Raw genomic sequence first — 12719 nt, 5'->3', positions numbered from 1 at the left:
CTTGTTGAACGATTCGAACTAATTCTAGCGTACGGCCTCGTAAACCTGCCGCAGGTTTGTAAAGCCTAGGGATTGTGCTTTCATCAAATACTTCGCCCAGAGCGTACCAGCGGCAACAGCGTCACAGTAAGCGTGATGCCTGCGTGAGATCGGGATATCGTGTGCCGCACAGAGGGCGTCCAGCGAGCCGTTGCCAATCGGATTATTTAACAATCGGATGAGCAGCATCGTATCCAGCATGCGATGGGTAAACGGACGCCGGCTCGTTTTCCAAAGTCCAGATCGTAAAAATTCACGCTCATGGCGAGAATGATGGGCAACGAGCGGACGATCTCCAACGAATTGAAAAAAACGGGACAAAGCCTCTAACAGCTCAGGGGCATCGGCAACCATATCATCGGTAATCCCGGTGAGAGAGCGGATGTGAGGAGGAATCGTCCGACCGGGATTGACCAACGTATAAAAAGAGTCGCCGAGGAGGAGGTGTTCTCCTCTCATGGCGACTGCTCCCATCGATATAATCGCGTCTCCGTGATCGGGATAAAAACCGGTCGTTTCCAGATCGATGACGACAACCTCCAGATCGTGTAGAGGAATATCGGCACTGGAATCGACTGGTTTATTCACTTTTGAGATAGAGCGCAAATAGGCGATGTGCTGTTTGTCATCTGCTATAGGTGACATAGCCCGGCTCATATGCCAAATGCGACCGAATAAGTCCCATTTTGCCACGCAATCTCCTCCTATCCCCCAAAAACGGATGGGAGCTTTTCTGTCATTTTTTGCAGACGGATCGCCAGCTTCATCGACTGTTTTACCATCACTTGGGTGTCAGGAGACAGCTCCCCTAGTTTGATATAGCTATTACTCGTGTATTGCCCATCTTCCCAATGGAGAGGAGCGATCAGTCGCAAACCTTGAATTTGCCGGAAGTATGCGGCTACCTCGTCACAAAAGCTTTTGCTCCAGACTCCTTTTTCACCGAGTTGGTCGAGTCGCTCCAAGGTAGAACTGGCAAAGATGCCATGCGCCAAGGCAAAATGCCGTACGCAATTCACCAGTGGCAAATAAATGCCGTACTTCACATTGATGGCGCCGCGGAAGCGTCCATGGACCTCAGGTAAAACTCTGCCGAAGATTCCGAGTGGCACCCGATAATGCAACGTATTGCTCACCAGTCGATTCAGCAAGAAGACGTTCCCTGCAAGCAATTGACGGAAGCGGTCATGGACGGGAGTAAAAATGGCGGATTCGCCCCATAAGACACGCACGTCACTTGCGAGCAGTAAATAACGGGCGTTCTCCCAGATGGGGTGAGAGACCCATCTGTCTATTTGGTCCAGCCATTGTTCGGTGCTGCCTCGCCATTTGGGGGAGAGGCAAGTCACATTCCCTTGGCAGGGAGGATAGCCAGCTACCTCCAAACCAGCAACGATCGTCGCCCCCAGCAATTGAAAATAGCCATGTATCTTTTCAGTTTCCTGCTCGCCCAGATGATCTGGCAGTTGGTAGACAAGGCCGTTATCCTGATCGCTGATGAGTGCTTGCTCAGATCGGCCTCCACTGCCGAATTGCAGAAAGGCAAAGGGGACGGGAGGGGTGCCCAAGCCTCTTTTGGCAAGATCGTTCACTGCGAGGAGCACCCCTTGTCGAATGAGATTGTCGTGAATCAGATTGACGACGATAGAAAAGGGAGCCAACTCCCCTGCGCGATTCAATGGACGCAACGGAGTAGGGTCCAACAATTCTCGTCGCAACAAGGCCAGCTCGTCAAAGGAGTCAACGTTCCGTATTTTTTCCACTTGTTCAGGTGAGAGAGTGAGAGGTGCTGCTTTGGGTAGGTGCAGCCGGTCGTACGCGTTCAGGCTGGAGTAGTTCGGGATAGCCGTATCCCCCGTGTTCGCTAAGGTCAAGACCAACCACCTCTTCCTCTTCAGTAACTCGCAGGCCAATGGTTACTTTTAATACATACAAAATGATGAAGGCTATTATGAAAACATAGAGCGCGGAGCCAGCCAAGCCCAAGGCCTGAACCCCTAACTGATGCAGACCGCCGCCATAAAACAGCCCAGGACCGCCAACGCCGACCTTTTCGGCAAGCTCCGGGGTAGCGAATAAACCCGTGGACAACGTTCCCCAAATGCCAGCCACCCCATGCACGGAAAAAGCAAAGACAGGATCATCAATCCCCATGCGGTCAAACCAAATGGATGTATAGAATGTGAGAATACCTGACACAGCACCGATCACGACAGCTGCCCACGGATCGACGAAGGCGCAGGATGCTGTAATCGCGACGAGAGCAGCGAGGACGCCGTTGAGCATGCTTGGAATATCTGCTTTTCCCATGACGATCCAGGAGATAGCGAGAGCGGCGACAGCGCCTGCTGCGGTAGCGAGATTGGTAGTAACGGCGATATAGCCGAAAAATCCTGATGTGCTGCCGAGCGTGGAGCCGGCGTTAAAGCCAAACCAGCCGATCCAAAGAAACAGAACACCTAAGACAGAGTAGACCTGATTGTGACCAGGAATCAGATTGGAGCTGCCGTCGCGATTGTATTTTCCAATACGAGGCTTCAAAAGGATAGTGGCGACGAGTGCGACGATGGCACCTTGGAGATGGACAACTGTAGAACCAGCGAAGTCTTGCATTCCGAGCTGTGCCAACCAACCGCCGCCCCATACCCAGTGACCGACGACAGGATAGATGAGGACAGTAAACAGTACGCTGAAAATAAAATAAATGGACAGCTTGGCGCGTTCAGCAAAACCGCCCCAGGCGATCGCGAGTGAAACGGCTGCAAAAGCGAGTTGAAAGAGGAAGAGAATCGAGATAGGAACAGTTGCAGCGGAAAAAGCGGAGAAAGCGTCTTTTTGCATGCCGTCAAAAAAGAATCCGGAAAGTCCGATGAAAGAGTTGCCGTCTCCAAACGTCAGCCCAAAGCCCAACGCCCAAAAGGCAATCGAGCAGATGCCGAAGGTAAGGACCGTTTTGCCTGCGACGTGACCAGCGTTTTTCATGCGAGTAGAACCAGCTTCCAGCAGGGCGAATCCAACCTGCATGAGAATGACCAGAATGGCCGAGACCATGACCCATGTGGCGTCAATGGCAGACGAGAGACTTGCGACAGTAGGTTCCATCCTATCCACCTCTTTTCTGTGTCACATAACCTGACACTACTTTTATTTATGTCAGATTATATGACATGGAAATTCTAGTTGCAATTGTTTTTTTGCAAATAATGAGAAAACACCAATCCTTCCGTCTTAAGCAGAGGAGGATTGGTGTTGTGCGGTTGGTTTTCGTTTTTCAATCAGGAAGCCTGCGAAGCTCATGGCAGCGAGGAATAGTCCACTGACGAGGAAAAGCTGCTCGACTGGCCATTTGCCCATCCAGATTGCACCCAGGCTGCTGGACAATGTACAAAAGAAGGTGAACATGAGCATGTTGATCGCAAAAATTTTGCCTGTACTGTTGCTGGACGCTTTGATTTGAATGGCAGTTACGGTCGGGATACCAATGAGCGGCCCTCCGATCCCTGCCACGGCAGCTCCGAGGAAGGCAATCCAGTGAGCGGTGCCTCCTGTCGTAAGCAACAGGAATCCGACTGCCTGAAACACCCATCCAATCAAAATCACAAACAAATACCGAGTGTAGAACGAGCGAGCCATGTGCAGGCTTCCCAGCAAGTTCCCAATCCCGTAAAAGCCCAACAAGACAGCTAATGTACTTCCGTTTCCTTGCTGCATGCGCTCTGCCATAAACGGGAAGCCCACCGTGTAAGTGACTTGCCAGACGAGAAAGCCCATATTGCTAAAGAGAAGAATCAAGAACAGAACACGATTTTGTTTTAGCTCCTGTAAACCTGAGGCAATATCCCGGGCGTACTGGCTGGGTGTCATTTTCGTAGCAGATACTCGTTGTTGATCGGTCAACGAAATACGGATGGCATAAAGGAACAAGACGGAGATCAAATAGCTGCCTGCGTTGACAAAAAACAAAGTAGACAGCGGCATGATCGAAGCGACCAGTCCTATCGACATTGGCGCAATAATCCGAATCGTTCGGAAAGTTGTATCCAAGATGGCATTTGCTCGCCCTAGCTGCTCTTGGGGAACCACTGATTTGAGTGCAACGGTCCGTGCTGGCTGAAACAGACTGGAGAACAACCCCAACAAGAATTGGGCTGCCAGAAAAAAGGCAAACTCTTCTACACCCATGTAGACCAGGATGCCAACCGTGATCGCGACAACAATTCGCGCAACATCCGCACCTACCATAAGCATGCGTGGGCTGTACCGATCAGCCATAACCCCGCCGACGAGGTAAAACATGAGACCTGCCACCATTTCCGGGATTGCGAGCAGGCTCAGGACCGTACCCGATTTGGTTGCTTGGAGCAAATACCAGAGTAATGCGAAGCTGTAGCAATGATCACCGATGCTTGCCGTCATTTGCGCAAGCCAAAGCTTGAGGAACGAACTGTTTTTCCATAAAGATGAGGATGAATCCACGTTGACCCTCTCCGTCCTGCTGACTGCGATAAAATGAATTTGACCATAGCGTAGCAAGGCGAAGAGGGAAAGTAAAGGACTCATGCTTGTGAGGTTACATTTAATTTACCCGTCCTCAAAACAAAGAGAAAATAGGCGATAAGAAAAGTGAAGGAGGCGAAGATGCTGACCCCCGCGAATCCAAAAATAGAATACAAACTGCCTGCGAAAGAAGAGGCAATAAAAGTCCCTATGTACATGCAAGCGTTGGCCAAGCTCGATATGGTACCTCGCGAGGTGTCGGACAATGATTGCAAGTATCCCATCAGGACAGGCACGAGTACACCGCCGAAGCAGTACATGAAGAAGAGGACAACCTGCAAAAAGCCGACTCCCGGTATGTAAGGCAAAACAAGATAAAGCAGGGCGCTGCCCAGAAATCCAACGGTCAAAATCGTATTTCTCTTCCAACGCTCAAGCAACCAACCACTGAGTAAGCTGCCAACGGTGTTGCCAAGCCCGATAACTAATGTGATCAAGCCAATTTCGGTAACGGATTGCTGATATTGATCGGAAAGCCATACGCCATAGAATGAAAAGACTGCATAGACACCCGTCATGAAAACGAAATAGCCGATAAAGCTGCGTGACGCTTGAGGCAGTCGCAACAGATCCTTGTAACGCGCAAAAATAGCAACTCGGGCGTTGGTTATTCCAATTCCGGCTATGGAGGTAGGAGGCAATAAATCAGGAAGTTTTCGGATTATGAGTATAAAAGCTCCGAGAGAAGCAATTCCTACAGCCAAAAAAGGAAACGACCAATGATAAGCGGACAGAAAACTGCCTATAGGTACACCGATCACTTGGGAAACCGAAAGACCTGCCATGACAATCCCCATAGCTTTTCCGATACGAGCAGAGGGAAACAAAACAGGAATGGCAGCCCACACTTGAGGACCGATAAAGGCAGAACAGATTCCAGCAAGGAAGCGAAAGAAAAGCATTGCGGTGAAACCAGGCGCAAAGGCGCATGCAAGTGTGGAAATTGCAAATCCGAGCATACCGACAGCCATCACATGTTTCCTGTTTTGATTATCTGATAGCGGACCGGCGACTAAAGCGGCCAAAGCAAATCCGAGAGCATAAGTTCCGATCAGCCAGGCTGCCTGGTTAGTAGATACGTGATATAACTCTCGCAAGGTTGGCAGCAGTGGGCTGATAATAAATGTATTTGTCCCGATCAAAAACATGGTGAAGAAAAAAATCATCAAATATAAGCGTTCCATAAAAATCTCTCCTCATAGTTTTGATGTTCTATAGTTAAATAACTTTTTAACTAACGGGCAAAAAAAGGATACCAATCACAAGGTATCTAAAAAGCCAGGCAATATTTGATCAAATGTCTCTTTATAAATCCGCATGTACCGTGTTTGCCCTTCCTTTCTGACTTTGATCAGTCCTGCTTCTCGAAGTGTCCGGAAATGGTAGGAAGCATTCGACTTCGAAGTATCGCAAGTTACGCCCACTTCCGTGCAATTCAGCTCTTTTCCGGAATGGTACAGCATTTTCAAGATAGCTAGTCGTGTCTCATCAGCCAATGCTTTAAAAATCTTGACGCGCTTTTCGGTGAGTTCGAGTTGTTCAATATTCATAAAACTATATTACTAAGGAATCTTTATCCAAGCAACTATTTCATCTGCTTTTTTTATTTCTGATTTTGCAAACCTTGGTTATTATGCTGATACTGCTTGGATGAGCCTTGGTTGTCATCGGTATGCGTATCATCCGCAACCGTACTGCTGGTAAGCCCTGCAACAGCCAAGCCTTTTTGGTTCAAGTTTTTCGCGCTTTTGAATTTGGACATGGTACGACCCCCTGTTCGATAATGGATGCTTCTTTAAGATGTCTTGTTTCGAAAGGGAGTAGTCATCCTCATTTTCCTAGCTGGATGTTGAGGTATACTATAAAAAACGAGCATGCGTCAGGGAGGGTGGGAGCGGATGGCAGGGTGTGTCATGATTGTGGAAGGAAAGACAGACAAGGAACGCTTGCTTCGGGTGCTGGCTGAGCCTGTCACCATTCTTTGTACGTACGGTTCCTACAGCTTGGAAAAGGGGGAGAAGTTGCTCACCCAAACGGAAGCGGCAGATGCAGATGAGATATACATATTTACAGATGAAGATGATAGCGGGAAAAAATTGCGGACGAAATTACGCGAAGATTTTCCGGATGCGATACACTTGCATACGCCGAAAATATACAGAGAGGTTGCTGACACGCCGTTTTCGGTACTGGCGGAAATTCTGGAGCGAGCAGGCTTTGCGGTTACTGTGCCTCATCCTGATCTTGGAGAGCGGTAAGGGGATAAAACACCGTTTCATCGGCTATAACAGTAGTAAATGGAATGGTGGAGGTGCGAGGAAATTGCGTAGTTTGATAACGTTTTTTAATCGAATGAACATTATGGTGTGGCTAGTAGGTATCTTTGTTGCTCACGCCGCGCTCTACCTGGTGCTGGGGACAGCGACGTGGCTGGCTACCTCGCTTTTGGCAACTGCGTTCTACGGCATTATTTTATTGGTAGGCAAATTAATTGCCAGCCGGTATCCAGACAAGGAAGAAAGCAGATGAAAGCCGGCGTGCAAGCAGCCGGCTTTTTACCAACCCAAGAATTGCATGAGCAAAATTAACCCACCCAATACCCAGACGTAAATAGCGAAGCCCTTCATGGAGCCTGTACTGATGATGGTAAGCATCCAGCGAATGGCTACATATCCAGCTAGTCCGGCAAACATGGTGCCCACGAGCATCGGGATCAATAATGCTGTCTCAAGCGGTGTTTCTACGAGCTTGACTGTTTGTAAGACACAAGCACCTAGAATCGCGGGCAAGGATATTAAAAACGAAAAGCGTGCAGCGTCAGCACGGTCGATTCCGCGCAGGAGGGCACCGGCAATCGTCAGCCCTGAGCGGGAAATAGCAGGCAGAATCGCAGCACCTTGCAGTGTTCCGATGATGAGGGCGTCCGTGTAGTTGATTTCCTCGAATTTTCGATTGCCGCGGCGCATGGACTCCACCGCCCAGAGGATCGCGCCTGTCACAAGAAATTCCCACCCGATCGTAATGCCTGTTTGGGAGATTTCTTCAAAATAGTCTTCAAATGCCAGTCCGATCACGGCAGTAGGGATCGTGCCTACGACCAATAGTTTTGTCAGCTTGCTCATCGGATTCATGATGATAAAACGAACCTGTGGCCAAAAGACGATAACGACAGCAATCAGCGTACCGAAATGAAGCATCGTGTCAAATAAAAGTCCGACCTCCTGCATGCCAAACACTTTGCGAAACAGGACGAGATGACCCGTGCTTGATATCGGTAAAAATTCAGTCAAGCCTTGTACAATGCCAAGAAAAATATGTTCAAGCAGCAACAGCATAGGCAAGAGTCACTCCAGTCTTGAAAAAGTAGGGCCAAGCCCGTCTTACTGTCATGTGTATGTCCGTGAATTGAAGACTTGCCTATTTCGTTACGCATCGTTATTTTGTTAGAAAAAAGTTGTGGTATTTTCTTGCTGGGGATGGGTATAGTTAGTGTGCACAATGGTAGAGAGCGAGGAAAAAACACATATGTACAAAAGACAAATGCGTGAAAAGCGTGAGCCCCAAATCATTCAGAACGGCAATTTGGCGGCAGGGATGACGCTTACCATGACGGTAGCGCGAAAAACGGAAATCGGCTATTTTTTAAGCGATGGCAAAGATGAAGTGTTTCTCCATGCCAATGAAGCGCATGAGCGTTTACATATCGATGATGAGGTCGAAGTGTTTTTGTACCATGATCACGAGAACCGACTGGCTGCGACCATGGACATGCCTCATGTCGGCATGGGTGAATACGGCTGGCTGGAAGTAGTGGACATTTCTCCGCGTATGGGTGTATTCCTGGACAATGGCATTAACAAGGATCTGCTCTTGTTCATCGATGACCTGCCTAAGCATAGCGATGAATGGCCGCGTCCCAAGGATCAAATGCTGGTGGCACTGAAGCAAGACAAGCTCGGCAGACTCTTGGCAAAGCCAGTCACTGAAAACGAAATCGTCAAGATCGCAGCAAAGGCAGATCAGAGTATGAAAAACAAGTCTGTCGAAGGTACGGTCTACAAAGTGATTCAAGCAGGCGCATTCCTGTTGACGGAGGACGAGCATATCCTTTTCATTCATCGTGATGAAATGGTAGGGCGTCTGCGCCTCGGACAAACTGTGCGCTGCCGTATCAGCTTTGTGCGTGAGGATGGCCGTCTGAACGGTTCCATGAAAGAGCGCAAGGAAGTACAGTATGGCGAAGATGCGGACAAGCTGCTGCGCTATTTGATCAATCGTGACGGGGCGATGCCTTATACCGATTCAACAGAAGCGGATGTCATCCGTGAAAAATTCCAAATGAGCAAGTCCAGCTTCAAGCGGGCACTCGGCAAGCTGATGAAGGAACGCCGTGTGGAGCAAGTAGACGGCTGGACGAAAATCATTCGAACTGACAAAGACGAATAATCAAAAGAAATCCCTCCTTGCATGAATGAAAGCACAGGAGGGATTTTTGTGTTGTTTCACAGTGTTGTTTGCACAGATTGTTTTTGCTTGCGAGCTTTGTAATACGACAACGAAAATACGAGCCCTAGCAAAATAAAGCCGGCGATATCCGTTTCGATTCCAGGGATAACCGCAAGCACGCCACCCGCAACAGCGAGGATGCGCTCCAAGATGTTTAGCCTGGACATCCAGTAGCCGATTAACCCAGCCCCCACACCGATCATCCCAAGCGTTGAAGTCAGCATAACCCAAATCGATTCCAGCAAAGTGGTATTAATCAGCAGCAAGGCTGGTGAGATGACGAAAATATAGGGAGCCATAAAAGCCGCAATGGATAGCCGTGTTGATTCTACGCCTGTCCGGATTGGCTTTGATTTGGCAATGCCTGATGCGGCGAAGGCAGCAAGCGCAACTGGCGGCGTGATGTCTGCGACAATTCCGAAGTAGAAGGTAAACATGTGAGCCGCGATAGCAGGAACGCCCAATTGAATGAGCGCTGGAGCCGCGATGGTTGAAGTGATAATGTAGTTCGCCGTTGTTGGCGTTCCCATTCCCAAAATAAGCGAAGCGATCATGGTAAAGAACAACGTAAGCAAAAGTTGGCCGCCAGCCAGATCAATCAGACCATTTGCCAGCTTCAACCCAATCCCTGTCAACGTAATCGTGCCGACAATGATTCCGGCACACGCAGTTGCAGCGACGACGCCGAGAGCCATTCTGGCACCAGAGGCAAGCGCTGCAAAAATATCAGCAATAGACATGCGGGTTTCTTTTCGGAAGGCTCCTACGACAATCGTAGAGACGATACCGATAATCGCGGCGCGCTCGGCTGATATGTTCATCATCAAGGCTGTAATAATGATCACGATGGGGAGGAGCAAGTACATTTTTTTCAAAACTTCTTTTTTGTCCGGCAGTTCTTCCTTGGAGAGTCCGCGCAATCCGAGTCGCTTTGCTTCGAAGTGCGTCATAATCCAGATGCCCACGAAAAATAAAATCGCAGGAAGGATCGCTGATTTGGCGATTTCCAAGTAAGGAACGCCGATGAACTCCGCCATTAAAAACGCAGCAGCCCCCATGACAGGCGGCATGATTTGTCCCCCGGTAGAGGACGAGGCTTCCACTGCCGCGGCAAACTCGGAACGATAGCCGAGCCGTTTCATCATCGGGATGGTAAAGGCGCCGGAGGTAACGACATTGGCAACAGAGCTGCCGCTAATCGTCCCTTGCAGGGCGCTGGAAAAAACGGCCACCTTCGCAGGGCCGCCGATTCGTCTACCTGCAATGACCAACGACAAATCGTTAAAATACTCGCCGACCCCTGTTTTTTCGAGAAACGCGCCAAACAGCACAAACAAAAAGATAAAGGTAGAGGAAACAGCGAGCGGAGTACCGAGAATACCCTCCAGTGTGTAGTAGCTGTGCCCGATAATCCGCTCCACATCACTGCCGCGATGCTCCAAAAAGCCTGGCATGTAAGGTCCGAAGTAGGTGTATAAAAGAAAAATAGTGGCGATAAGAGCAATTGGAATTCCGACGACTCGCCGTGCAGCCTCAAGGACAAGCACGACAGCAATGCCGCCGACCACCATATCCATCGTCGTATAGTTACCTGTTCGGGTCACGAGTCCTTCGTAGTCAATGACCCAATAAAGTGATACGAAGACACCTAACAGGGCGAGAATGATATTCACGATTCCGATTTTGTCTTTGTTGCCTTTGGATGTCCCTGCATATAACAGATAGACAAGTGCTAGCCCGAAGGCTAAGTGAATCGGGCGGTGAATCTGGGGAGGCAGCGTGAAGAAAAGCGTGCTGGATAACTGGTACAGGGAGAAGAGGACAAGTAGACCAAAAGAGATCCACTTCATGGGACCCGCGAGCTGGCGTGTAGCTGATTCCTTGTCGTATTGCGCGATCAGCTTATCCATCTCTTGCTGGTTCATATTCGTTGTTGTACTCATCTAGTAACCTCCTAACTCGCTCAGAATGGATCGCTTTTCTGCCTGAATCGTGATGGCTTCTCCCGGCTTTTCGATCAAGCTCAAAGGAATATCCTGTCCAGCGAAAAGCAACGTATGATTAGCCCGTACTTGCCCGATAAAAAGCCGTAGGGCAGGAAAAGAGCGCTGCATATTGCGAATGTGGAATCGTCCATCGGCCAGAACCAGCTCCTCGCCAGGAGCCAATTCATTTTCCATGCCGATACCGTAGTCGTGAAAGCTCATCTCCGACAAAATAATTTGACCGTCTACAATCCGGTATTGCTCCTCGATTGTGGAGCCATGAATGGAATGAGTCCAGCGGATGCCAAATGCTGCTTCATCCTGTATGTTGGCACTCCAAACAACTTGATTCGATTGTGTATTCCGGATAACCAGAGCGGGAATCAACGGAGTGGAGATGCCCGCATAAATGACAATGATGAGAAGAAAGAAGGAGAAAAGGCGGAACAACGTCCGCCCTTTATCCTTTGTTACTCCTTTGATAAAAACCATCTGGTTTACTTCACGCCTTTTTCGTCGAAGTACTTTTGGGCACCCGGGTGAACAGGGATGCTGACACCGTTCTTCACGTTCTCCAGCTTGATTTCCTTGGCTTTGGCGTGGCCGAGCTTGTCGCTGTTCTCAAAGATCGCCTTTGTTACTTTGTACACGAGGTCTTCACTGAGATCGGAGCGAATCAAGAGCATCGATTTGACGGAGACGGTTGTCACTTCTTCTGGAACCGTTTGGTACGTATTGGCAGGGACCGTTGTTTTCACGTAGTAAGGATATTTGGCGATGATTGCATCGATTTTGTCCGCGTCAATTGGAATGATTTTTACACCAGTTGTCGCTGCCAACTCTGTGATTGCTGCGGTAGGCGTACCGGCAGTTTGGAAGGCAGCATCCAATTGACCGTCTTGAATGGCTTTGGCGGAGTCAGCAAAGGAGAGGCGCTGGAGTTTGGTATCTTCAAAGGTCATCCCATATGCTTCCAAAATTTGCTGAGCGTTCACTTCTGTGCCGCTTCCGGGAGCGCCTACAGATACACGCTTATCTTTCAAATCGGCAACGCTTTTAATATTGCTGTCAGCAGAGACGACGATTTGGATGGTTTCATCGTAGAGAGCGCCTAATGCTTGGAAAGAATCAATTTTACCGTCTTGCTGGAACATGTTCGTTCCCTTTGACGCATACTCGGCAATATCGTTTTGCGTGAAAGCGATGTCCGCCTTTTTATCGCGAATGAGGCGAATGTTTTCTGCTGAAGCGCCTGTTGCTTGTGCGGTAGCAGTGATGCCAGCGTTTTTCGTAATATGGTCAGCCATGCCGCCGCCGAGTGGAAAATAAGTGCCGCCTGTACCGCCTGTTGCGATAATTAATTGGGAGGGGTCGGCGCTTCCTCCTGAGTTGGAGCTGCCTCCACCTCCTTGTGCAGAGTTGCCGCCACCACCACATGCCGTCATGAGCGACATGGACAGAAGCAGTGTGAGCGAGAGAAGAAAATGACGTTTCTTCAAGAGAATTCCCCCTAGTCTAAATGTTCTGTTTATATGTCTTTCTTCGGCATTGTAAGGGGAGGTCTATAAAAAACTACAAAAATCTATAGAAAAATATAGTAAACTAAGAAATAAACGTTAACGACTTTTTGAA

General features: G+C 49.0%; 14 protein-coding genes. 3 read left to right on the top strand and 11 right to left on the bottom strand.

From position 1 onward, the window contains the following. Positions 1–24: 24 nt before the first annotated feature. The 7 genes from EL268_RS25550 to EL268_RS32980 all read right to left on the bottom strand — a co-directional run bounded on the left by EL268_RS25550 (position 25) and on the right by EL268_RS32980 (position 6358). Positions 25–732, bottom strand: coding sequence for a 3'-5' exonuclease (locus EL268_RS25550; protein WP_106654158.1), 708 nt, complete (start codon positions 730–732; stop codon positions 25–27). Between the two features lie 11 nt (positions 733–743). Next, entirely contained in the window at positions 744–1757 is a 1014-nt protein-coding gene (locus tag EL268_RS25545; protein ID WP_174769439.1) for a DUF294 nucleotidyltransferase-like domain-containing protein, read from the bottom strand. Between the two features lie 49 nt (positions 1758–1806). Then, entirely contained in the window at positions 1807–3141 is a 1335-nt protein-coding gene (locus EL268_RS25540; protein WP_106654159.1) for an ammonium transporter, read from the bottom strand. 126 nt (positions 3142–3267) lie between these two features. Next, a complete protein-coding gene (locus EL268_RS25535; protein WP_106654160.1) occupies positions 3268–4515 on the bottom strand; it encodes an MFS transporter in 1248 nt (415 codons plus the stop codon). A gap of 80 nt (positions 4516–4595) precedes the next feature. Then, positions 4596–5780: an MFS transporter gene (locus EL268_RS25530; RefSeq protein WP_106654161.1), complete on the bottom strand. Its 1185-nt coding sequence runs from the start codon at positions 5778–5780 to the stop codon at positions 4596–4598. A 75-nt stretch (positions 5781–5855) separates the two neighbouring features. After that, on the bottom strand, positions 5856–6146 hold the full coding sequence (locus tag EL268_RS25525; RefSeq protein WP_106654162.1) for an ArsR/SmtB family transcription factor: 291 nt from the start codon (positions 6144–6146) through the stop codon (positions 5856–5858). A gap of 53 nt (positions 6147–6199) precedes the next feature. After that, positions 6200–6358: a hypothetical protein gene (locus EL268_RS32980; RefSeq protein WP_164724523.1), complete on the bottom strand. Its 159-nt coding sequence runs from the start codon at positions 6356–6358 to the stop codon at positions 6200–6202. A gap of 136 nt (positions 6359–6494) precedes the next feature. Between EL268_RS32980 and EL268_RS25520 the strand changes: the two genes are divergently transcribed. Beyond that, a complete protein-coding gene (locus EL268_RS25520; protein WP_106654163.1) occupies positions 6495–6854 on the top strand; it encodes a toprim domain-containing protein in 360 nt (119 codons plus the stop codon). A 64-nt stretch (positions 6855–6918) separates the two neighbouring features. Beyond that, entirely contained in the window at positions 6919–7125 is a 207-nt protein-coding gene (locus tag EL268_RS25515) for a hypothetical protein (protein WP_106654164.1), read from the top strand. A gap of 26 nt (positions 7126–7151) precedes the next feature. Here the strand turns inward: EL268_RS25515 and EL268_RS25510 are convergent, their stop codons facing one another. After that, positions 7152–7931: an undecaprenyl-diphosphate phosphatase gene (locus EL268_RS25510; RefSeq protein ID WP_164724522.1), complete on the bottom strand. Its 780-nt coding sequence runs from the start codon at positions 7929–7931 to the stop codon at positions 7152–7154. Positions 7932–8121: 190 nt separating this feature from the next. Between EL268_RS25510 and EL268_RS25505 the strand changes: the two genes are divergently transcribed. Next, the gene (locus EL268_RS25505) at positions 8122–9042 is read left to right on the top strand and encodes a CvfB family protein (RefSeq protein WP_106654166.1); all 921 of its coding nucleotides are present in this window, start codon (positions 8122–8124) and stop codon (positions 9040–9042) included. 56 nt (positions 9043–9098) lie between these two features. Here the strand turns inward: EL268_RS25505 and EL268_RS25500 are convergent, their stop codons facing one another. The 3 genes from EL268_RS25500 to EL268_RS25490 are packed head-to-tail and all read right to left on the bottom strand — an operon-like array spanning position 9099 to position 12586. After that, positions 9099–11045 (bottom strand): TRAP transporter permease, encoded by a 1947-nt coding sequence (locus tag EL268_RS25500; RefSeq protein ID WP_106654167.1) that lies wholly within the window; start codon positions 11043–11045, stop codon positions 9099–9101. Beyond that, on the bottom strand, positions 11046–11579 hold the full coding sequence (locus tag EL268_RS25495) for a DUF1850 domain-containing protein (RefSeq protein ID WP_106654168.1): 534 nt from the start codon (positions 11577–11579) through the stop codon (positions 11046–11048). 5 nt (positions 11580–11584) lie between these two features. Continuing rightward, positions 11585–12586, bottom strand: coding sequence for a TAXI family TRAP transporter solute-binding subunit (locus EL268_RS25490; protein WP_106654169.1), 1002 nt, complete (start codon positions 12584–12586; stop codon positions 11585–11587). Positions 12587–12719: the final 133 nt, after the last annotated feature.

Source organism: Brevibacillus brevis, assembly GCF_900637055.1.
GTDB lineage: Bacteria > Bacillota > Bacilli > Brevibacillales > Brevibacillaceae > Brevibacillus > Brevibacillus brevis.
The sequence above is the reverse complement of the archived record's forward strand: the minus strand, read 5'-3'. Positions and strand labels throughout refer to the sequence as shown.

Bases quoted from the DNA above. Each gene is read 5' to 3' on its own strand.
- EL268_RS25530 (WP_106654161.1), bottom strand. From the start codon at position 5,780: ATGGAACGCTTATATTTGATGATTTTTTTCTTCACCATGTTTTTGATC.
- EL268_RS25500 (WP_106654167.1), bottom strand. From the start codon at position 11,045: ATGAGTACAACAACGAATATGAACCAGCAAGAGATGGATAAGCTGATC.
- EL268_RS32980 (WP_164724523.1), bottom strand. From the start codon at position 6,358: ATGTCCAAATTCAAAAGCGCGAAAAACTTGAACCAAAAAGGCTTGGCT.
- EL268_RS25505 (WP_106654166.1), top strand. From the start codon at position 8,122: ATGTACAAAAGACAAATGCGTGAAAAGCGTGAGCCCCAAATCATTCAG.
- EL268_RS25540 (WP_106654159.1), bottom strand. From the start codon at position 3,141: ATGGAACCTACTGTCGCAAGTCTCTCGTCTGCCATTGACGCCACATGG.
- EL268_RS25520 (WP_106654163.1), top strand. From the start codon at position 6,495: ATGGCAGGGTGTGTCATGATTGTGGAAGGAAAGACAGACAAGGAACGC.
- EL268_RS25525 (WP_106654162.1), bottom strand. From the start codon at position 6,146: ATGAATATTGAACAACTCGAACTCACCGAAAAGCGCGTCAAGATTTTT.
- EL268_RS25495 (WP_106654168.1), bottom strand. From the start codon at position 11,579: ATGGTTTTTATCAAAGGAGTAACAAAGGATAAAGGGCGGACGTTGTTC.
- EL268_RS25510 (WP_164724522.1), bottom strand. From the start codon at position 7,931: ATGCTGTTGCTGCTTGAACATATTTTTCTTGGCATTGTACAAGGCTTG.